This is a genomic window from Enterobacter sp. WCHEn045836, from assembly GCF_003965585.1.
In the GTDB taxonomy this organism is placed as follows: Bacteria; Pseudomonadota; Gammaproteobacteria; order Enterobacterales; family Enterobacteriaceae; genus Enterobacter; species Enterobacter dissolvens.
On the sequence record NZ_RXPT01000005.1, the window covers coordinates 133,613 to 153,802 of the forward strand.

The following is a 20,190-nucleotide window of genomic DNA, read 5'->3' on the forward strand; positions in this document are numbered from 1 at the left end:
CATTGTCGCGGGCATGGAGTTTATTGTGGACAGGAAAATGTCTATGGACGCAAAGCAGTGTAAATGTCGTTCAAATGAAGATCGTTATTTACGGTACAAAATAGCCTGTGAGTACCACTGGCCCGTAATGATGGTTTCATCGATCATAATGATGACGTAATAATCTGCTTTAGCGGCGGCAGCTTGCGCCTTTATTGACTCCTCTGCGTCATCCGGGGATCCGCGAACCAGCGCGGAGACGGTACCCATTCGTTGTAATCCTTCCGTCTGATTACGACGAATCTCCTGCGGATGATCGGCGACCGGGGGAGCGGGTTGCGGTGTCCCCTGTAGCGCACTACAGCCACTGAGCAGAACCAGCAACAATAAAGTAGCAAACCTGCGCATAACCATATCTCGTTTCCTGATAGCCATAGTGTAGTTGTCTGCGAATTTAGTTTTGGGGGAATGTTCCCGAAGTGTTATCTGGTACGTATATTTCGAATGAAAATATCGTGAAAGCGTAATCCAGTTCTCAACATTATGAATCATTCATCAGCACAGGGTCGACAATGATTGAAATTGAAACTCGCCGCCTCGGCAATCATGAAATATTACACGCTATCCCTGCGGGGAAACATGCGCAACCGCTGCCTGTTGTGGTTTTTTATCATGGCTTTACCTCATCAAAGCTGGTTTACAGCTACTTTGCGGTGGCGCTGGCGCAGGCCGGTTTTCGGGTAGTGATGCCGGATGCGCCCGATCACGGTGCACGTTTTACCGGTGATGAACAGGTGCGACTGGGGCAGTTCTGGCAGATTTTACACGGTAGCCTGAGCGAATTTGCCGGGCTGCGCGATGCGCTTTACCAGGCGGGGCTGGTGGCGGATCAACGGCTGGCGGTGGCCGGCGCATCAATGGGGGGAATGACGGCGCTCGGGATCATGGCCCGTCACCCTGAGGTGAGCTCTGTGGCGTGCCTGATGGGCTCGGGCTATTTTACGTCATTGTCAAAAACGCTGTTTCCACCGCAAGACGCGACGGAGATTGACGCGTTGCTGGCCGAATGGGAAGTGACCCGGGCGTTACCGCGTCTGGCCGATCGCCCGTTGCTGTTGTGGCATGGTGACGCGGATGATGTGGTGCCCCCTGGCGAAACCTTCCGTCTCCAGCAGGCACTACAGCGCGAAGGGCTGGACGGCAACCTGACCTGCCTGTGGGAAGCGGGGGTTCGCCACCGTATCACGCCAGCGGCGCTGGACGCGACGGTGGATTTTTTCCGCCAGCATCTTTAAACGCGCAGAATTTTGACGCCCTGATCTTCCAGCTTCTGGAGGATCTCTGGATTGGCATGTTTGCCGGTGATCACCATGTCAATCTGCTCGGCGCGGCTGAACAACATCCCTGCACGCTCGCCGACTTTGCTGCTGTCGACCAGTACGACGAGCTTGCCCACGACGTTAAGCATATTTTGCTCTGCCATCGCAGTTAACATGTCGGTTTTGTAGAGCCCATCCGCTGTCAGGCCTTTGCCGCTGGTAAACATCCAGTGCCCCGCATAGAGGCTGTTTTCGCTATCCTGGGGACTGAGGGTAATGGACTGGCTCTTATTATACTGGCCGCCCATGATCACCACGCTTTCATGTTCCTGATCGATGAGATAGTTAGCCAGCGGCAGATAGTTGGTGATGATTTGCACCGGTTTACCGCACATCTCGCGGCCCAGCAGAAATGCCGTGGAGCCGCAGTTGATCACCACACTCTCACCCGGGTTGACCAGCTGCGATGCGGCTCTGGCAATGCGCACTTTTTCATCGTGGTTTTGTGCCTGATGGATATTCATCGGCGTCCAGCGAGGGCGCTGCTGGCTGATGGCTTCCGCGCCGTTACGGACTTTTTTCAGCTTACCGCTCTCATCCAGCTTATTGATGTCTCGTCGCGCCGTCGCGGGGGAAATCCCTAAACGTTCGATCACTTTCTCGACGGTGATAAACCCTGTTTGCGCCAGGAGTTCCAGTAATATTTGATGCCGTTGCGCTTCCGTCATGAGCTATTCCGATAAGAATTGATTTGAAAAGATGATATTTGAAATAGCGTGAAATTACTAAAATAAATATGAAATCGCCAGACGCAAGGTCTGGCGATGGGGTTTCACAATCAGAGGAATGACTTGAACGGCAGGTCTGGCTCAATGGTGAAGCAATCATCGAAACCGCGTGGGTAGTGATACTCGAAATTATCTTTGTCCAGCGGCCAGGTGAACTTACCGCCTACCTGCCAGATAAATGGCTTGAAGCCATACTTCAGACGGTCTTTTTTCATCTCCCACAGTACGCGGATTTCCTGCGGATCGGCCTGGAAGTTTGACCAGATATCGTGGTGGAAAGGAATCACCACTTTGGTGTTCAGTGCTTCCGCCATGCGCAGCATATCGGCGCTGGTCATTTTGTCGGTAATGCCGCGCGGGTTCTCGCCGTAGGAGCCCAGCGCCACGTCAATCTGATGCTCGTTACCATGCTTCGCATAGTAGTTGGAGTAGTGAGAATCACCACTGTGGTACAGGGAACCGCCAGGGGTTTTAAACAGATAGTTTACTGCTCGCTCATCCATGCCGTCTGGCAGGACGCCAGCGGCTTTCTGGTCAGCGGGCAGGGTGATCAGCGCGGTGCGGTCAAAGGCGTCCAGCGCGTGGATTTCAATGTCTTTAATTTTCACCACGTCGCCTGGCTTCACGACGATGCAGCGCTCTTTCGGCACGCCCCAGCCAATCCAGAGATCCACGCAGGTCTGCGGCCCGATAAACGGCACGTCCTCCGCACAGTTTTGCATCACCGCTGCCGCCACGTTTACATCGATGTGATCGTTATGATCGTGGGTGGAAAGGACGGCGTCGATCTGGCGAATGGCAAAAGGATCAAGAACAAACGGCGTGGTACGCAGGTTTGGCTGCAATTTTTCTACACCTGCCATGCGCTGCATCTGATGACCTTTTTTCATCAGCGGATTGCCGTGGCTCTGCTTGCCGGTACCGCACCAGAAATCAACGCAAATATTGGCGCCACCCTCGGATTTCAACCAGATGCCGGTGCAACCCAGCCACCACATTGCAAACGTACCAGGAGCAACCTGTTCCTGCTCAATCTCTTCATTCAGCCAGCTGCCCCATTCCGGGAAGGTGCTCAGAATCCATGATTCACGGGTGATGGTGTTCACTTTACTCATCGTTTTGACTCCTGGTTTAATCAAAAGTAATCATTTGGTGATTTGTTGTGATTAATGCTGGCACTCTTTGAATCGGTTTGCAACGAGTAAATTGAGGAAATTTATCTTCTCCATGTCACAGGACATCCATTTTTACGTTGTTAGAATATCCGCTATCAATGATTAATTGTATGAATTGTAAGAAATAATTTATTCGTCAGAATCGGTAGTGAAAATCATTACTAACAGCATGGAAATAATTTGCGTGATACGTCACAAATAATCAAATGCAATCTTGTGGTGATTATTTGTGATTAATAGAGTGATGACACCAACCGAACAGGGATTACCCCTCGTGTTCTCATTTCTGGAGAGAGTTATGGAGATCCTCTACAACGTCTTTACCGTGTTCTTTAATCAGGTAATGACTAACGCCCCGCTTTTGCTGGGTATCGTGACGTGCCTGGGCTACATCCTTCTGCGCAAAAGCGTCAGCGTCATCATCAAAGGCACAATCAAAACCATCATTGGTTTCATGCTGTTGCAGGCGGGTTCAGGCATTCTGACCAGTACCTTTAAACCCGTTGTTGCCAAAATGTCTGAAGTGTATGGCATCAACGGTGCCATCTCTGACACCTACGCGTCGATGATGGCCACCATTGACCGCATGGGAGATGCCTACAGTTGGGTGGGCTACGCGGTACTGCTCGCGCTGGCGTTAAACATCATTTACGTTCTGCTGCGCCGCATTACCGGCATCCGCACCATCATGCTGACTGGTCACATTATGTTCCAGCAGGCCGGGCTGATTGCGGTGTCTCTCTATATCTTCGGCTACCCCATGTGGACCACGATTATCTGCACCGCTGTGCTGGTATCGCTTTACTGGGGTATCACCTCCAACATGATGTACAAGCCGACGCAGGAAGTGACTGACGGCTGCGGTTTCTCCATCGGCCATCAGCAACAGTTCGCCTCGTGGATCGCTTACAAGGTTGCGCCATATCTGGGCAAAAAAGAGGACAGCGTTGAAGACCTCAAGCTGCCGGGCTGGCTGAATATTTTCCACGACAACATCGTCTCCACGGCGATCGTAATGACCATTTTCTTCGGCGCCATTCTGCTCTCCTTCGGGATTGACGTAGTACAGGCGATGGCGGGTAAAACGCACTGGACGGTCTATATCCTGCAGACCGGTTTCTCCTTCGCGGTGGCGATTTTCATCATTACCCAGGGCGTGCGCATGTTTGTTGCCGAGCTCTCTGAAGCCTTCAACGGGATCTCTCAACGCCTGATTCCTGGTGCGGTACTGGCCATTGACTGTGCGGCTATCTACAGCTTTGCGCCAAACGCGGTGGTATGGGGCTTTATGTGGGGCACCATCGGCCAACTGATTGCGGTAGGCATTCTGGTCGGCTGCGGCTCATCCATTCTGATTATTCCTGGCTTTATCCCGATGTTCTTCTCCAACGCCACCATTGGCGTCTTTGCTAACCACTTTGGCGGCTGGCGTGCAGCGCTCAAGATCTGTCTGGTGATGGGCATGGTGGAGATCTTCGGTTGCGTGTGGGCGGTCAAGCTCACCGGTATGAGCGCCTGGATGGGCATGGCGGACTGGTCAATCCTGGCCCCGCCAATGATGCAGGGCTTTGCGTCCGTCGGGCTGGCCTTTATGGCCGTCATTATCGTGATTGCCCTGGCTTATATGTTCTTCGCTGGCCGTTCTCTGCGAGCTGAAGAAGATGCGGAAAAACAAACAGCAGAAGTTTCTGCTCACTAAGGAGTTTCGATTATGACCGTACGTATCCTGGCTGTGTGTGGCAATGGGCAAGGTAGCTCCATGATCATGAAGATGAAAGTGGACCAGTTTTTAACCCAGTCAAACATTGACCACACGGTGAACAGCTGCGCGGTGGGTGAATACAAAAGTGAACTGAACGGCGCCGATATCATCATCGCGTCTACCCATATCGCCGGTGAAATTAGCGTTTCTGGCAACAAGTATGTCGTGGGGGTACGCAATATGCTCTCCCCTGCGGATTTTGGCCCAAAACTGCTGGAAGTGATCAAAGCGCACTTCCCGCAAGATGTGAAGTAAGGACGCCACATGAAACTACGTGATTCGCTGGCTGAGAATAACTCCATCCTTTTACAGGCCGAGGCCAGCACCTGGCAGGAGGCGGTGAAGCTGAGCGTGGATCTGCTGGTTAAGGCCGATGTTGTCGAGCCGCGTTATTACCAGGCCATTCTTGATGGTGTGGCGCAGCATGGTCCTTATTTTGTGATTGCGCCAGGACTAGCGATGCCGCACGGCCGCCCGGAAGAGGGCGTGAAGAAAACCGGCTTCGCGCTGGTAACGCTGAAAACGCCTTTGGTGTTTAACCATGAAGATAACGACCCGGTCGACATCCTGATCACCATGGCGGCCGTCGATGCCAATACCCATCAGGAGGTTGGCATCATGCAGATCGTTAACCTGTTTGATGACGAAGCGAATTTTGATCGTTTACGCGCCTGCCGCACCGAGCAGGAAGTGCTGGATTTAATTGATAACGCCACAGCGGCGGCAGTTTAAGAAGGAATTGAAAATGTCATTACCAATGTTGCAGGTCGCGCTGGATAACCAGACTCTGTCCGATGCGTATGAAACCACCCGCTTGATTGCGGAAGAGGTGGATATTATCGAAGTTGGCACCATTCTGTGCGTAGGTGAAGGCGTGCGCGCCGTTCGCGATCTGAAAGCGCTCTACCCGCATAAAATCGTGCTGGCCGATGCCAAGATTGCCGATGCAGGCAAAATTCTCTCCCGCATGTGTTTTGAAGCTAATGCCGACTGGGTCACCGTGATCTGCTGTGCAGATATCAACACTGCGAAAGGTGCGCTGGATGTGGCGAAAGAGTTCAACGGCGATGTGCAGATTGAACTGACCGGTTTCTGGACCTGGGAACAGGCCCAGGCGTGGCGCGATGCTGGCATTCAGCAGGTCGTTTATCACCGCAGCCGTGATGCGCAGGCCGCCGGCGTGGCGTGGGGAGACGCAGATATCAGCGCCATTAAACGTCTTGCTGACATGGGCTTTAAAGTGACCGTTACCGGTGGCCTGGCGCTGGAAGATCTGCCGCTGTTTAAAGGTATCCCTATTCACGTCTTTATCGCGGGTCGCAGCATTCGTGATGCCGCGTCTCCGGTGGAAGCGGCACGTCAGTTCAAACGTTCAATCGCTCAGCTTTGGGGCTAAGGAGCGGGTATGTTGTCTAAACAGGTCCCGCTTGGCATTTATGAAAAGGCACTCCCCGCGGGGGAGTGCTGGCTGGAGCGGCTGAAACTGGCGAAACAGTTGGGCTTCGATTTTGTCGAAATGTCCGTGGATGAGACCGATGAACGTCTTTCTCGCCTCGACTGGAGCCAGGAGCAGCGTCTGGCGCTGGTGAGTGCGGTCGCCGAAACGGGCGTGCGCGTGCCGTCCATGTGCCTTAGTGCCCACCGTCGTTTTCCGCTTGGCAGTGAAGATGATACGGTGCGTGCGCAGGGGCTGAATATCATGCGTAAAGCCATTCGTTTTGCGCAGGATGTGGGTATTCGCGTGATACAGCTTGCCGGGTATGACGTTTACTATCAGGAAGCCAATGACGAAACGCGTCGTCGTTTTCGTGACGGCCTGAAAGAGAGCGTTGAGATGGCCAGCCGCGCGCAGGTGACGCTGGCGATGGAGATCATGGACTATCCGTTAATGAACTCGATCAGCAAGGCGCTGGGCTACGCGCATTACCTGAACAATCCGTGGTTCCAGCTCTATCCTGATATCGGCAACCTGTCGGCGTGGGATAATGACGTACAAATGGAACTGCTGGCGGGGATGGGCCATATCGTCGCGGTTCATGTCAAAGATACGCGTCCTGGGGTATTCAAAAACGTTCCGTTCGGCACCGGGGTGGTGGATTTCGAACGGTGCTTCCAGACGCTCAAACAGGCGGGGTATTGCGGGCCTTACCTGATTGAGATGTGGAGCGAAACGTCAGATGACCCTGCAGGTGAAGTGGCTAACGCTCGCGACTGGGTACGGGAACGTATGGCACGGGCCGGCTTACTGGAGGCTGAACATGCGTAACCTTAAGCAGCAGGTCTTTGACGCTAATATGGATCTTCCGCGCTATGGACTGGTGACCTTCACCTGGGGAAACGTCAGCGCCATCGACCGTGAGCAAGGGCTCGTGGTGATTAAGCCCAGCGGCGTGGCATATGACGCCATGAGCCCTGACGATATGGTGGTGGTTGATCTTGAGGGTAACGTTGTCGACGGCAAATGGCGCCCTTCTTCAGATACAGCCACCCATCTGGCGCTCTACCGGCGTTACCCTTCTCTTGGCGGCGTAGTGCATACCCACTCTACGCATGCCACAGCCTGGGCACAGGCGGGGCGGGCAATTCCGGCTCTGGGAACCACGCATGCGGACTACTTCTTTGGTGACATTCCCTGCACGCGGGCACTCACGCAGACAGAAGTGGAAGGCGAGTACGAGCTCAACACGGGTAAGGTCATTATCGAAACGCTGGGTGAGAGCGAACCGCTGCACACGCCGGGCATTGTGGTCTATCAGCACGGTCCGTTCGCCTGGGGAAAAGATGCGCATGACGCCGTCCATAACGCGGTAGTCATGGAGGAGGTGGCCCGTATGGCGTGGATTGCTTGCGACATCAACCCACAGCTTCAGGGCATTGATGATTACCTGATGAACAAACACTTCATGCGCAAGCATGGGCCTAGTGCTTATTACGGGCAGAAGTGAGTCAGAACCAAAAAAAAAGCCCCCGGGCAGGGGGCAAGTCAAACTATGGCTATGTTCTCTTTGTTGGCTTTCCTGGTGCTAGCGTTAAAAGGTTATCGGTAAATATCTGCACTGGCATGCATATTGCCGTTGCTGCCGGGCTCACGCATCAGTATGACGTGATAGTAATTTGCCCCCTGAGCATCGGTTTCTTTATTAAGAGCCTGATCTGCTTCGCTCTCTGTGGCGAAATTATGATTGATGTAAATTACGCCTAAGCTCTGCACATCATCCATGTTTCTGGCCTGTCGGCTGTCTATCTTGATGGCTGCCATCGCGTTTGCACTGAGCAAAAGCGCAGCCATTACGGCAATTGCGATTTTTTTCATGATATGCGCTCCACGACTGCGTGCTGTGAGACGGTTGATTGCTCTCCTTCGGTGTTTAAATGGTCTCTGATTAAAGTGTAATCACTTATCCGGCGAGGATGCGTGACCATTTCTGATGCAGTTGTTCAAAAAAACAACGCTTCCTGATGCGATTAATTTTAAATCACCCACTTAGACCAGCTTTGCGGTTTGTGCGAATTATTTGTGCAATCAGCTTGAGTTTCCAGGGGCGCGCAAGTATTATGACGCGTCAATTTTTCAGCCGACCTTTAACACGTTCCTTGCCTCCCCGGGCCTCGGCTGACCCAGACAGGAGGCTGAATAATCCGTAAGGAGCAATTCGATGCGTCATTACGAAATCGTTTTTATGGTCCATCCTGACCAGAGCGAACAGGTTCCGGGTATGATCGAGCGCTACACTGGTGCAATCACTGCAGCAGCGGGCACGATCCACCGTCTGGAAGACTGGGGCCGCCGTCAGCTGGCTTACCCGATCAACAAACTGCACAAAGCACACTACGTTCTGCTGAACGTTGAAGCTCCGCAGGAAGTGATCGATGAGCTGGAAACTAACTTCCGCTTCAACGATGCCGTTATCCGCAGCATGGTTATGCGTACTAAACACGCAGTTACCGAAGCATCTCCGATGGTTAAAGCGAAAGACGAGCGCCGTGAGCGTCGCGATGATTTCGCAAACGAAACCGCAGATGATTCTGATGCTGGGGATTCTGAAGAGTAATTTCTGATGACCAACCGTCTGGCGTTGTCCGGCATCGTATGCAGGGCTCCCCTTCGAAAGGTCAGTCCATCAGGAATTCCGCATTGCCAGTTCGTGCTTGAGCATCGTTCTGTGCAAGAGGAAGCCGGGTTTCACCGGCAGGCGTGGTGCCAAATGCCCGTTATCATTAGCGGACACGAAAACCAGGCCATTACTCACAGTTTAACGGTCGGTAGTGCAGTAATCGTTCAGGGGTTCATCTCTTGCCACAAGGCAAAGAACGGTCTGAGCAAAATGGTTCTGCATGCCGAGCAGATTGATTTGATAGATTCTGGAGACTAGCCATATGGCACGTTATTTCCGTCGTCGCAAGTTCTGCCGTTTCACCGCGGAAGGCGTTCAAGAGATCGACTATAAAGATATCGCAACGCTGAAAAACTACATCACCGAAAGCGGTAAGATTGTCCCAAGCCGTATCACCGGTACTCGTGCAAAATACCAGCGTCAGCTGGCTCGCGCTATCAAACGCGCTCGCTACCTGTCTCTGCTGCCGTACACTGATCGTCATCAGTAATCGGGCACGGTCCATTAATACGACTTTAAGAGGATAAGGTAATGCAAGTTATTCTGCTTGATAAAGTAGCAAACCTGGGCAGCCTGGGTGATCAGGTAAACGTTAAAGCGGGCTACGCTCGTAACTTCCTGGTTCCACAGGGCAAAGCTGTTCCTGCTACCAAGAAAAACGTAGAGTTTTTCGAAGCACGTCGTGCTGAACTGGAAGCCAAACTGGCTGACGTTCTGGCGGCTGCTAACGCTCGCGCTGAAGCAATCAACGCACTGGGCACTGTTACCATCGCTTCCAAAGCTGGCGACGAAGGTAAACTGTTCGGTTCCATCGGTACCCGCGATATCGCTGATGCAGTTTCTGCAGCAGGCGTTAAAGTGGCTAAGAGCGAAGTTCGTCTGCCGAACGGTGTTCTGCGTACCACTGGTGAGCACGAAGTTGACTTCCAGGTTCACAGCGAAGTGTTCGCTAAACTGGTTGTTAACGTTGTAGCTGAGTAATTTTTTACTCTGCTCGCGTCAAAGCGCCGGCCTTGTGCCGGCGTTTTGCTTTTTAAAGCCTGCTGAACGTCACTTTACATCTTGTATGGTAGCTATTCCTGACGCATTCTCTGATAATAAAATGAAACGCAATTTTATCTTTGAGATTTGCCATGGATACTGCTCTGCCCACGCCCGTCTTTGCCCGTCGCAATGTAGCCTACGCCTGCGCCACGCTCTGCTGTCTGCTCTGGGGTAGCTCTTACCCGGCCATTAAAAGTGGCTATGAACTCTTTCAGATCGCAACCGATGATATTCCGTCAAAAGTCGTCTTTGCCGGGTACCGTTTTCTGTTCGCCGGGGCATTGCTGCTGCTGTTTGCGCTGGCTCAGCGTAAACCCATCGCCAGGCTCACGCCCACGCAGTTTGGTCAGCTTACGATCCTGGGGCTGACGCAGACCACCATTCAGTACACCTTCTTTTATATCGGGCTGGCGTACACCACGGGCGTTAATGGCTCGATCATGAACGCCACCGGCACCTTCTTCAGCGTACTGCTGGCGCATTTTATCTACCTCAACGATAAGCTCAGCTATAACAAAACGCTGGGCTGTATTCTGGGGTTTGCCGGGGTGATGCTGGTGAACTTCCACAGTGGTCTCAGTGATTTCCGTTTTGTCTGGAATGGTGACGGGTTTGTGGTGCTGGCGGCGTTCATCCTCTCCGCCGCCACGCTGTACGGAAAACGTATCTCCCAGACGGTCGATCCGACGGTGATGACCGGCTGGCAACTGGGTATTGGTGGTCTTGCCCTGGTGGCAGGGGGATATGCCACGGGTGGGACGCTGGAAGTGCATAGCCTCACCGCGGTGGCGGTATTGGGGTATCTGACGTTGCTCTCATCCGTCGCCTTCGCTCTGTGGAGCGCCCTGCTGAAAGTGAACCGCGTCAGTATGATTGCCCCGTTCAACTTTGTGATCCCCGTCGCCGGGACGGTACTGTCCGCTATTTTCCTGGGGGAAAACATCCTGGAGATTAAATACGCGATTGCGCTGGTGCTGGTCTGCTCGGGGATCTGGTGGGTGAATAAACGGAGTGCCTGAGAACAAAAGTGCCGGGTGGCGGCTTCGCCTTACCCGGCTTACGCCATTACCGTGCTCTGATAAAACTGCCGTCTGGCTGGCGGGTAAACAGCACCTGTTGGCCATTACCCGTATCAATCGTTAGCCCGGTGACCACGCCGCTGGCATTCTGACGGATCTGCACCATCTGGCCGTTCTGCAGGTTACTGAGCGGCTTGCCCGCACCTTCTACCTGGGCCATCGCATAGACATCGGTTGGTGGCAGGTTGTGGTCGCGGAACAGCTGAGCAAGCGTTTTGCCCGGCTCTACGCGGTAGGAACGCCACTGCTGCTCAATACCGGTGGGCTGCTGTGTCTGTGGTTCAGACGGGGTGACGGCCTGCTCCTGCGGTTGTTCTTCCTGAATCGGCTCTGGCTCAACCGGAGCAACCTGACCCGGATCGTTAGACGGCGTCACAAGCTGTGTCTGCATAGGCTGCGCGTCAGGTTGCGGACGCGTTTGCGACTGAAGATCCAGTTGCGCATTGCGGGTGACTGGCGCGGTGTCCACATCATCGCCGCCAGAAGGGAGCAGGAAACCGACGATCACCAGCAGCGCACCAATGATGATCCCTCTGCGATGCAGGGGAGGTAGCGGGTCCATAATGCGAAAATTGTCCGGCGCCTGCCAGATTTTCGCCAGGGTAGGTTTCAGTTCAAATCGCCCGGGCATGGCTCTCCTCCTGCTCCGCGTCTTTTTTATCCTGTGCTCAGAAGTATAGTTCGCTAACTGCCTGAACGGCGTAGCAAACCCGACATCCGTGACATCCGTTCGGGATTAATCCTGGTTACCTCTATTGTTTCTGTTTCGTCGCAGTTTGTCACCTTAACTTCAGACAAAGTTTTACCCATAAGGGCATGGCTGCTATGCTGCCCGCTACTTTAAATGTGATGGAAGGAAAACCCATGACCACCCCGACTTTTGACACTATCGAAGCGCAGGCAAGTTACGGTATCGGCTTGCAGGTAGGACAGCAACTGAGCGAATCCGGCCTGGAAGGTCTGTTACCAGAAGCGCTGGTGGCGGGTATCGCTGACGCGCTGGAAGGCAAACAGCCAGCCGTTCCGGTTGATGTTGTCCACCGTGCGCTGCGTGAAATCCACGAACGTGCTGACGCAGTGCGTCGCGCGCGCTTCGAAGAGATGGCGGCAGAAGGCGTGAAATATCTGGAAGAGAACCGTGAGCGTGAAGGCGTGAACAGCACCGAGTCTGGCCTGCAGTTCCGCGTAATCAACCAGGGCGACGGCGCTATCCCGGCACGCACTGACCACGTTCGCGTGCACTACACTGGTAAACTGATCGACGGTACGGTGTTCGACAGCTCTGTTGCACGCGGTGAACCGGCTGAATTCCCGGTTAACGGCGTTATCGCAGGCTGGATTGAAGCCCTGACCCTGATGCCAGTCGGCTCCAAATGGGAACTGACTATCCCGCACAACCTGGCGTACGGTGAGCGTGGCGCTGGCGCGTCCATCCCGCCATTCAGCACCCTGGTGTTTGAAGTCGAGCTGCTGGAAATCCTGTAATCGGCTTTTCTTATTTCCTCTCTCCGTCCGGGGAGAGGAAAATAGTGTTAAAACCTATAGTTACGGCGGAATCAATATTTTATCTTGCAAACGAAACTGTTGCGTGTATTTTTGTGAGCTGTTTCGCGCTGTATGAGTGATATGACACTCACTTCCAACATATTATTAACATAATATCTAAATCATAGTATTCATCCCGCCGATTCTTACCTAATATCGATAAACCCTTACAGAGGGACCGTCATTTATTTGACGTTTTAAAGGCCAGAAGAGCCTTAACAACACAGACAGGCATAAACAGGAAAATTACATGGTAGATCAGGTCAAAGTCGCCACGACAGAAGAGGCGACGTCTGAACAGTCGCTACGGCGCAATCTCACAAACCGTCATATTCAGCTTATCGCCATCGGGGGTGCCATCGGTACCGGGCTGTTTATGGGCTCAGGCAAAACCATCAGTCTTGCCGGGCCGTCGATCATTTTCGTTTATATGATCATCGGTTTTATGCTCTTTTTCGTGATGCGTGCAATGGGTGAATTGCTGCTCTCCAACCTCGAATACAAATCTTTCAGCGATTTTGCTTCCGACCTGCTCGGCCCCTGGGCGGGTTATTTCACCGGCTGGACCTACTGGTTCTGCTGGGTCGTGACCGGCATGGCGGATGTCGTCGCCATTACCGCCTATGCGCAGTTCTGGTTCCCCGGTCTGTCGGACTGGGTCGCCTCGCTGGCGGTGATTGTTCTGCTGCTGAGCCTCAACCTCGCTACCGTTAAGATGTTCGGTGAGATGGAGTTCTGGTTCGCGATGATCAAGATTGTCGCTATTGTGGCGCTGATTGTGGTGGGCCTGGTAATGGTGTTGACGCATTTCCAGTCGCCAACCGGCGTACAGGCTTCGTTTACCCATTTGTGGAATGACGGCGGCTGGTTCCCGAAAGGCATCAGCGGCTTCTTTGCCGGCTTTCAGATTGCGGTGTTTGCCTTTGTGGGAATTGAGCTTGTCGGAACCACCGCCGCGGAAACCAAAGACCCGGAAAAATCCCTGCCGCGTGCAATCAACTCCATCCCGGTTCGTATCATCATGTTCTACGTCTTCGCGTTGATCATTATTATGTCCGTGACGCCGTGGAGCTCCGTTGTGCCAAGCAAGAGCCCGTTCGTTGAGCTGTTCGTGCTGGTGGGGCTGCCTGCGGCAGCGAGCCTGATTAACTTCGTGGTGCTAACGTCGGCTGCGTCGTCGGCGAACAGCGGTGTGTTCTCAACCAGCCGCATGCTGTTTGGCCTGGCGCAGGAAGGCGTTGCGCCGAGCGCGTTTGCCAAACTCTCTAAGCGTGCCGTACCGGCGAAAGGGCTGACCTTCTCCTGCATGTGCCTGCTGGGTGGTGTGGTAATGCTCTACGTGAACCCGAGCGTCATCGGTGCGTTCACCATGATCACCACCGTCTCGGCGATCCTGTTTATGTTCGTCTGGACGATCATCCTCTGTTCCTACCTGGTGTATCGTAAACAGCGCCCACACCTGCACGAGAAATCAATCTACAAGATGCCATTGGGCAAGCTGATGTGCTGGGTGTGTATGGCATTCTTCGCGTTCGTGCTGGTTCTGCTGACGCTGGAAGATGACACCCGTCAGGCGCTGATCGTCACGCCGCTGTGGTTCATTGCGCTTGGATTGGGCTGGCTGTTCATTGGTAAGAAACGAATGGCAGGCGTAAGGTAAAAGCAAAACGGCAACTTCGGTTGCCGTTTTTAGTTTTTGCACCCTCTCCCTGTCATCAGGCTTCAGTGGCCTTTTTTATTCCCCTGCCAATGCTCGCGGGAACAGAACGTTGTTCTCAAGACTGATGTGTTCCATCAGGTCGTCGATCATCTCGTTAATACCGTTGTACATCGCTTTCCATGTGGTGCAGGCTTCTGGCGGCGGCGTGACGTTATTGGTGGTGTGTTTGATGACTTCCAGCAGCTCACCCGCGTCGTCATGTTCGCTTTCCATCACGCTAATTGGCCCCATCGCCTGGCTGCCCATTCCCTGTTTGACCATCGGGAAGAGGATCTGCTCTTCTTTCATCATGTGGCTGGTGAGTTCTTCATGCAGCATGGTCAGGTATTTCGCCAGGCCGCGCGGCACGGAAGGTTTGTCGGCGTGTACGCGCTCCACTTTGGTCGCCTGCAGGATCAGCTCCGGCAGCTGTTCACGGTGGCGGTCGTGGTAACGCACGATAATGTGGTCGATGATTTCGGCAAGCGGGGCCGTGCGCCAGTCTTTGTCGATGGGCTGCTCTGCCAGCTGCGCCAGTTCCGCTTCAATGAGCCCGACATCCAGTTCTTTGCGCGAGGCCGCACGTGCCAGGGTTTGCTTACCGCCGCAGCAGTAATCCATGTCGTATTTACGAAACAGCGCAGAAGCGCGAGGGATGGAGAGCGCCAGCTCGCCGAGGGGTTGGTCGCGGAAGGCCATAGCAGTTACCTCATCATCAAGAATATAAGATGCATATTAAATGCATCTTTATGGCAGTGCTATAACCCTTTAGAGGCAAGGGTGAAAATGCGATGTGGATCACAAAAAAATTCCCGCGTTTAACTCACTGAATGAACGCAGAAAATGACTTTAGAAACTTTTTTACAGTGGAGAAACAGTAAACAACCCGCCGCGCCTGCCGATATATCCACGTCAGACAACCTGCATATAACAAAGGCAACGCATGTTTAAACGTATAAAAGTCATTACCCTTTTGATTTCGGTGCTGCTTGTGCTCGGCATCATGCAACTCGTCTCCGCCGGTATCTTTATTAACGCGCTGAATAACGACAAAGATAACTTCACCGTGTCGCAGCTATCCAGCAAGAATGTGGCGGAGTTTACCGATGCATGGATTAGCCTGAACCAGGCACGCGTCACCCTGAACCGCGGCATGCTGCGTCTGCAAAGTAGCATGGCTTCGCAGATTAACGGCGGGCAGCTCAACGAGCTGGTGAACACGGCGAAAAACCTGCTGGCCAATGCCCAGTCTCATTACGACAAATACTATGCCTTACCGAATACCCCAGGGCTGGATCCCAACCTGGCGAACCGCCTGGAAGAGCAGTATCGCAATTACTCCGCGACGCTGACCCAAATGAACGTTTTGCTCTCTCAGGGCAATCTGGAAGAGATGTTCAAGCAGAATGCGGAGCAGAAACAGACCGCGATGCAAAACGTGTACCGGGAATGGCGTGAAGCCCAGGCCGTGCTTACGGACAAAGGGATCAAAGATAACGAAAGCGATTACAAGCGTATCCTGTGGATCCTCTCTGCGGTCATGCTGCTGGTGATTATCGTGATTATCTCCAGCTGGATTGCCATGCGCCGCGTGCTGCTGTTGCCGCTGCAGGATGTGATAAGCCATATCCGCGCCATTGCCGCCGGTGATTTAACCCAGCCGATCCATGCTGAGGGTAAAAACGAGATGGCCGTGCTGGCGCAAAACGTCCAGGAGATGCAAACCGCGCTGGCAAACACCGTGGGCGTGGTGCGTGAAGGTGCGGATACCATTTACACCGGTGCGGGGGAAATCTCTGCGGGCAGTAACGATCTCTCTTCCCGTACCGAACAGCAGGCTGCCTCGCTGGAAGAGACGGCTGCCAGTATGGAGCAGCTGACGGCAACGGTGAAACAAAACGCCGACAATGCCCGTCAGGCTTCCCGTCTGGCGCTTGATGCCTCCTCAACGGCGAAGAAGGGCGGTAACGTTGTGGAAGGCGTCGTCCGTACCATGGACGAAATCGCCACCAGCTCCAGCAAAATTGCTCAAATTACCAATGTCATTGACGGCATTGCCTTCCAGACGAACATTCTGGCCCTGAACGCGGCGGTTGAAGCGGCGCGCGCCGGTGAGCAGGGGCGTGGCTTTGCGGTGGTTGCGGGTGAAGTGCGTACGCTCGCTCAGCGCAGCGCCCAGGCGGCGAAAGAGATCAAAGCGCTGATTGATGACTCTGGTGAGCGGGTTAACGCAGGCTCGCAGCTGGTGAACGAGGCCGGGGCCACTATGGCGGAGATTGTTAACGCCGTGACTCGCGTCACTGACATTATGGGCGAAATCGCCTCTGCGTCTGATGAGCAGAGCCGCGGGATCGATCAGGTGGGCCAGGCGGTAGCAGAGATGGATCGTGTTACCCAACAGAACGCCTCGCTGGTGGAAGAATCTGCGGCCGCAGCGGCCGCGCTGGAAGACCAGGCGGCACGCCTGAACGAAGCGGTAGCGGTGTTTAAAATTGCCCGCAGCCAGGCGGTTAAGGCGGCTCAGGTGAAAACCTATACGCCAAAGGCGCAGCCCGTCGCTTCTGCGTCTGAAGCTAACTGGGAAACGTTTTAAAAGCTTGCCCGGTGGCGGCTACGCCTTACCGGGCCTATGTTTTTGCAGGCCCTGCAAACGCCTCACATCTCCGACGCCGGAACGACCATCGGTTTTTCCGGCTTCGCTCTTACCGCCATCACTACCCCCATCACCAGCAGCACTATTCCGCAGGCCGTTAACAGCGGCGGTACGCTCTGGCGCATCAGGAAGGTGTACAGCAGCCCGGCCAGCGTTTCGAAGACAATCAGCGGCCCTAAGATCACCGTTGGCAGTTTCTGGCTGGCGATATTCCAGCACAGTGCCCCCACCCAGGAACAGAGCACAGCGATAGCGATCATCAGCCCGACAAAGACCCACGGCCGCGGCCCGAAGGGCAGGGCGAAGTCCGGCTGTTGCTGAGCAGACCAGATACAGGCCCCGGCATAACCCACCAGCGAGACTGGCAGCGTCACCAGCGCCTGCGCCGTTGCCCACATCATTGGATGTTTATCCGGATTCTCCCGCAACCAGCGCGCATTACGCAGGGCATACCAGGCCCAGCAGGCGACGGAAATAAACGCTAAACCGATCCCCGAGCCATAACGCCAGACGCTGAAATCAGTGAGCCCGTGGCGAAGCTCAGCAATGTTCACACAGACCAGCCCGACCCCCGTGCAGATCAACGCGGGCACCATTTTTGACCATGCCAGTTTGCCATCGCGCTGGCTGTACAGCAGGTTTGCAAAGACGGGGATGACGACGGGCAGCGTGCCGATAATCATGGTCGACACCGGGGCACCGGTACGCTGAATGGCGCTCGCCAGACAGACGTAATAGATAAGGTTGCCCATCATGGTCAGCGCCAGCGCGGTCATCCAGTCCTGGCGGCTGAGCTGACGTAAACGCGTACGACCCAGCCAGGCCAGCGGCAGGGCAATCAGCCCCAGCGCCAGATAGCGGCCGGTCGATTGCAGGGCTGCCGGATACTCGGGCACAATCAGCGGGCCAACAAAAATCAGCCCCCACATCAGCCCTGCCAGCAGGGCATACAACACGCCACTAATCATTTTTCCATCCACATCGGTTTACTTTGTACTCAGTGTAGAAGGGGGGATTGCACGCGTATTGTATGAGATTGCGCATCAGCGCCGGGTGACCTGCTTCTGGTAGCGGACGGGGGTGATGCCGTAGCGGCGGGTAAACGCGCGGGTTAAATGCGACTGATCGGTCAGCCCGGTCGCGGCGGCCACTTCAGCGGCAGGCATGCCGTGCGTAAGAAACACTTTGGCGCGCCACAGGCGAATAGCCATCAGCATCTGGTGCGGCGTAACGTGGAAATGGGCTTTGAACTGGCGCTGAAAATGGTAAGGGCTGAGGGAAACCACGTTGGCCAGCTCGTCCAGCGTCAGGGCGTGCATATAGTTGTCGTGCAGATACTCGCGCACTCGTTCGAACCGGTGCGCGCCTTCCTTAATTATTGGGGCGTGATGGGCCAGCGGCTGGAAGGTCTCAATCAGATCCAGCAGCAGTCCTTTTTGCGCAAGCGGGTCCTGGGTATGCCACAGGCCGTAGATCAGCTGGCCGATTTGCTGTGAACGCAGCGGGTCGTGGCGGGTCACGTCGCTAAACCACCAGTGACGCAGGCCAGTCACCTCTTCCAGTAAAGCGGGTTCGATGTAGACCATCCGGTAGCGCCAGCCATCCTCGGTTGCCGACTCTCCGGTGTGGATCTCGTCCGGGTTCATGGTGACAACGGATTTTTCAGCGGCCAGGTGCTGGGTACCGCGATAGCGAAAGCGCTCGGCACCGGTTTCGATGGTGCCGATGCCGAAGGCTTCGTGCGTGTGAGGCTCAAAGGCGTAGTCAGCGATATGCGCGTGATAAAGTTCCAGACCCGGCAACTGCGCCAGATGGCGAAAGCGCGCGCTGTCTCTCTCATCGCTAAATTGTTCCGGTACGCCTTGCACGCTGATTCTCCTCGGGGGCAATCTTGTGATTATCAGAGATGATCCGGGATTATGCACTAAACATCTTTGCGCGAACGGTCTTACGATAATCCCCCGGTGAAACTGTGGTTTTATGTTTAAACTGGCGATTAAAGTGCGCGATATCCTGATACCCAACCGCGTTGGCGATTTCCTGAATACAGAGGTTGGTTGATTGCAACATATTCATGGCTAACTCAATTCTGGCGGTTAATAAATATTGCAGAGGGGACATGTCAGTGGCGTTTTTAAAACGACGATTAAAGTTGCGCAAACTCATGCCAGCCATATCTGCAAGATTTTGCATTGATATATCTGAGGCGCAGTTGGCTTTAATCCAGGTCTGAATTTGCACAATATCTTCATCGGGATGGGGTTTGTTTTCTTCGCTGTAGCACTGGCGATCAAACTGGCTACGAATTTCATGGAAAAATGTCCGTTGAGTATGTGTGGCTATCCGTTTTCCATATATCGTTTCAATAAAATGAATTGTCAGATCTGACAAGGCCTTAACGCTGGCGGCGCAGTAAATATTTTCGGCCTGGGTGAGAAAATGTTTGGTTTGTAATTTAACGCTGGGGTAATCGCGTGAGAATTGCCGGAAGTAGTGCCAGTGAGTGGTGGCGGGTTTCCCGTTAAGCAACCCTGATTCCGCCAGAAAACAACAGCCGGTTCCGACGGCAGCGATGCGGGTGCCTCGTGCGGCCTGCTCAGAAAGCCACGCCAGCAGCTCAGGCTGCTGTCTGACCACCGCGCGAGGGTTGCGCCACAGGGCCGGAATATAAATAACATCGTAGTGTCTGTCGTCGGCAAGCGTGGTGTCGGCAGTAATACTGAAGCCACTGTGCGTGCGGATCGGCAAACTGTTTATGCCGATGGTATTGACCTTCAAAATGCTTTCGGGTCGACAGAGCCTGAAACGCGATCGCTTTGCCAGGGGCGTATCTGTGTTGGCGTTTGTTTTTTGCTCAGCTAAATAGCTACTGGCCGCTGATTTCCACATTTCAATCGGTAGACTGAGGCCGGAACTTAGCATGCGTTCACATAACACAAATCCTATTTGTGTATTTGTCATTTTTGATTAATACCTGTTTTGACTATTATTTTTGGTAGCTCATCTTTAACCTGGCCAAAAAAGTCAGCATT

At 53.9% G+C, this 20,190-nt stretch carries 24 protein-coding genes; 15 read left to right on the forward strand and 9 right to left on the reverse strand.

Annotation, left to right across the window (positions count from 1 at the left end; genetic code table 11):
- Positions 1 to 84 precede the first annotated feature (84 nt).
- Positions 85 to 414, reverse strand: a complete 330-nt coding sequence (bsmA, locus tag EKN38_RS08420; protein WP_071830088.1) for a biofilm peroxide resistance protein BsmA — start codon at positions 412 to 414, stop codon at positions 85 to 87.
- A gap of 137 nt (positions 415 to 551) precedes the next feature.
- On the opposite strand from bsmA, the gene yjfP reads away from it, so the two are divergent.
- Positions 552 to 1,274, forward strand: coding sequence for an esterase (yjfP, locus tag EKN38_RS08425; protein ID WP_014830391.1), 723 nt, complete (start codon positions 552 to 554; stop codon positions 1,272 to 1,274).
- On the opposite strand, the gene ulaR is transcribed toward yjfP, so the two are convergent.
- Positions 1,271 to 2,026: an HTH-type transcriptional regulator UlaR gene (gene ulaR, locus EKN38_RS08430; RefSeq protein ID WP_013095301.1), complete on the reverse strand. Its 756-nt coding sequence runs from the start codon at positions 2,024 to 2,026 to the stop codon at positions 1,271 to 1,273. The genes yjfP and ulaR overlap by 4 nt on opposite strands.
- 110 nt (positions 2,027 to 2,136) lie before the next feature.
- Entirely contained in the window at positions 2,137 to 3,201 is a 1,065-nt protein-coding gene (gene ulaG, locus EKN38_RS08435; RefSeq protein WP_014830392.1) for an L-ascorbate 6-phosphate lactonase, read from the reverse strand.
- 358 nt (positions 3,202 to 3,559) lie between these two features.
- On the opposite strand from ulaG, the gene ulaA reads away from it, so the two are divergent.
- Genes ulaA through EKN38_RS08465 form a run of 6 tightly spaced genes read left to right on the forward strand, consistent with a single transcriptional unit; the run spans position 3,560 to position 7,968 of the window.
- Positions 3,560 to 4,960: a PTS ascorbate transporter subunit IIC gene (gene ulaA, locus EKN38_RS08440; protein WP_126521989.1), complete on the forward strand. Its 1,401-nt coding sequence runs from the start codon at positions 3,560 to 3,562 to the stop codon at positions 4,958 to 4,960.
- A gap of 12 nt (positions 4,961 to 4,972) precedes the next feature.
- Positions 4,973 to 5,278 carry a PTS ascorbate transporter subunit IIB gene (gene ulaB, locus EKN38_RS08445; protein WP_004109091.1) on the forward strand — a complete coding sequence of 102 codons (306 nt, stop codon included), beginning with the start codon at positions 4,973 to 4,975 and terminating at the stop codon, positions 5,276 to 5,278.
- 9 nt (positions 5,279 to 5,287) lie between these two features.
- Entirely contained in the window at positions 5,288 to 5,755 is a 468-nt protein-coding gene (gene ulaC, locus EKN38_RS08450; protein ID WP_013095304.1) for a PTS ascorbate transporter subunit IIA, read from the forward strand.
- 13 nt (positions 5,756 to 5,768) lie between these two features.
- The gene (ulaD, locus tag EKN38_RS08455; protein WP_013095305.1) at positions 5,769 to 6,419 is read left to right on the forward strand and encodes a 3-keto-L-gulonate-6-phosphate decarboxylase UlaD; all 651 of its coding nucleotides are present in this window, start codon (positions 5,769 to 5,771) and stop codon (positions 6,417 to 6,419) included.
- A gap of 9 nt (positions 6,420 to 6,428) precedes the next feature.
- The gene (locus EKN38_RS08460) at positions 6,429 to 7,289 is read left to right on the forward strand and encodes an L-ribulose-5-phosphate 3-epimerase (protein WP_014830394.1); all 861 of its coding nucleotides are present in this window, start codon (positions 6,429 to 6,431) and stop codon (positions 7,287 to 7,289) included.
- On the forward strand, positions 7,282 to 7,968 hold the full coding sequence (locus EKN38_RS08465) for an L-ribulose-5-phosphate 4-epimerase (protein ID WP_014830395.1): 687 nt from the start codon (positions 7,282 to 7,284) through the stop codon (positions 7,966 to 7,968). Before EKN38_RS08460 ends, EKN38_RS08465 begins: the two co-directional genes overlap by 8 nt.
- A gap of 92 nt (positions 7,969 to 8,060) precedes the next feature.
- Here EKN38_RS08465 and yjfY read toward each other — a convergent pair whose 3' ends face one another.
- Positions 8,061 to 8,336: a DUF1471 family protein YjfY gene (gene yjfY, locus EKN38_RS08470; protein ID WP_014830396.1), complete on the reverse strand. Its 276-nt coding sequence runs from the start codon at positions 8,334 to 8,336 to the stop codon at positions 8,061 to 8,063.
- A gap of 343 nt (positions 8,337 to 8,679) precedes the next feature.
- Between yjfY and rpsF the strand changes: the two genes are divergently transcribed.
- From rpsF to EKN38_RS08495, 5 genes are all read left to right on the forward strand, one after another.
- Positions 8,680 to 9,075, forward strand: a complete 396-nt coding sequence (rpsF, locus tag EKN38_RS08475; RefSeq protein WP_014830397.1) for a 30S ribosomal protein S6 — start codon at positions 8,680 to 8,682, stop codon at positions 9,073 to 9,075.
- 6 nt (positions 9,076 to 9,081) lie between these two features.
- Positions 9,082 to 9,396 (forward strand): primosomal replication protein N, encoded by a 315-nt coding sequence (gene priB / locus EKN38_RS08480; protein ID WP_008502895.1) that lies wholly within the window; start codon positions 9,082 to 9,084, stop codon positions 9,394 to 9,396.
- 4 nt (positions 9,397 to 9,400) lie between these two features.
- Positions 9,401 to 9,628: a 30S ribosomal protein S18 gene (gene rpsR / locus EKN38_RS08485; RefSeq protein ID WP_000135199.1), complete on the forward strand. Its 228-nt coding sequence runs from the start codon at positions 9,401 to 9,403 to the stop codon at positions 9,626 to 9,628.
- A gap of 41 nt (positions 9,629 to 9,669) precedes the next feature.
- Positions 9,670 to 10,119: a 50S ribosomal protein L9 gene (gene rplI, locus EKN38_RS08490; RefSeq protein WP_008502894.1), complete on the forward strand. Its 450-nt coding sequence runs from the start codon at positions 9,670 to 9,672 to the stop codon at positions 10,117 to 10,119.
- Between the two features lie 152 nt (positions 10,120 to 10,271).
- The gene (locus tag EKN38_RS08495) at positions 10,272 to 11,201 is read left to right on the forward strand and encodes a DMT family transporter (RefSeq protein WP_014830398.1); all 930 of its coding nucleotides are present in this window, start codon (positions 10,272 to 10,274) and stop codon (positions 11,199 to 11,201) included.
- Positions 11,202 to 11,247: 46 nt separating this feature from the next.
- Here EKN38_RS08495 and EKN38_RS08500 read toward each other — a convergent pair whose 3' ends face one another.
- Positions 11,248 to 11,892: an OapA family protein gene (locus tag EKN38_RS08500; protein WP_014830399.1), complete on the reverse strand. Its 645-nt coding sequence runs from the start codon at positions 11,890 to 11,892 to the stop codon at positions 11,248 to 11,250.
- Between the two features lie 233 nt (positions 11,893 to 12,125).
- On the opposite strand from EKN38_RS08500, the gene fklB reads away from it, so the two are divergent.
- Positions 12,126 to 12,746, forward strand: a complete 621-nt coding sequence (gene fklB, locus EKN38_RS08505) for an FKBP-type peptidyl-prolyl cis-trans isomerase (protein ID WP_008502892.1) — start codon at positions 12,126 to 12,128, stop codon at positions 12,744 to 12,746.
- 310 nt (positions 12,747 to 13,056) lie between these two features.
- Positions 13,057 to 14,466, forward strand: a complete 1,410-nt coding sequence (gene cycA, locus EKN38_RS08510) for a D-serine/D-alanine/glycine transporter (protein WP_014830400.1) — start codon at positions 13,057 to 13,059, stop codon at positions 14,464 to 14,466.
- Between the two features lie 75 nt (positions 14,467 to 14,541).
- Here cycA and ytfE read toward each other — a convergent pair whose 3' ends face one another.
- Positions 14,542 to 15,204 carry an iron-sulfur cluster repair protein YtfE gene (gene ytfE, locus EKN38_RS08515; RefSeq protein WP_014830401.1) on the reverse strand — a complete coding sequence of 221 codons (663 nt, stop codon included), beginning with the start codon at positions 15,202 to 15,204 and terminating at the stop codon, positions 14,542 to 14,544.
- Positions 15,205 to 15,448: 244 nt separating this feature from the next.
- On the opposite strand from ytfE, the gene EKN38_RS08520 reads away from it, so the two are divergent.
- Entirely contained in the window at positions 15,449 to 17,098 is a 1,650-nt protein-coding gene (locus EKN38_RS08520) for a methyl-accepting chemotaxis protein (RefSeq protein ID WP_126521991.1), read from the forward strand.
- 62 nt (positions 17,099 to 17,160) lie between these two features.
- Here the strand turns inward: EKN38_RS08520 and EKN38_RS08525 are convergent, their stop codons facing one another.
- From EKN38_RS08525 to EKN38_RS08535, 3 genes are all read right to left on the reverse strand, one after another.
- Positions 17,161 to 18,126, reverse strand: coding sequence for a DMT family transporter (locus tag EKN38_RS08525; protein ID WP_014830403.1), 966 nt, complete (start codon positions 18,124 to 18,126; stop codon positions 17,161 to 17,163).
- Positions 18,127 to 18,201: 75 nt separating this feature from the next.
- Entirely contained in the window at positions 18,202 to 19,026 is an 825-nt protein-coding gene (locus EKN38_RS08530) for an AraC family transcriptional regulator (protein WP_014830404.1), read from the reverse strand.
- 49 nt (positions 19,027 to 19,075) lie between these two features.
- Positions 19,076 to 20,119, reverse strand: coding sequence for a GlxA family transcriptional regulator (locus tag EKN38_RS08535; RefSeq protein WP_238540749.1), 1,044 nt, complete (start codon positions 20,117 to 20,119; stop codon positions 19,076 to 19,078).
- Positions 20,120 to 20,190 lie beyond the last annotated feature (71 nt).